Genomic DNA, 235 nt, shown 5'->3' on the forward strand with positions numbered 1-235 from the left:
GGCACCGGGCTGCAACAGGTCGACCACTTCACGCAGACGGTCGGCGCGGGGCGCATGCGCGAGTGGCTCGTCTTCTACCACGACCTGCTGCACTTTCGCGAAATCCACGAGATCGACGCGCACTGGCACGTGTCGGAGGAATCGCGCGTGATGGTGTCGCCGTGCGGCGCGGTGCGGATTCCGGTCTACGAGGAGGGCACGCGCCGCACCGAGCTGATGCACGCGTATCTGCCCG

1 pseudogene is annotated in these 235 nt (G+C 67.7%); it reads left to right on the forward strand.

From position 1 onward, the window contains the following. Positions 1-235: pseudogene (locus SB771_RS37140) on the forward strand (4-hydroxyphenylpyruvate dioxygenase); the annotation flags it as partial.

Origin of the sequence: Burkholderia sp. SIMBA_051 (assembly GCF_046534915.1) — a bacterium.
Classification (GTDB): Bacteria; Pseudomonadota; Gammaproteobacteria; order Burkholderiales; family Burkholderiaceae; genus Burkholderia; species Burkholderia ambifaria.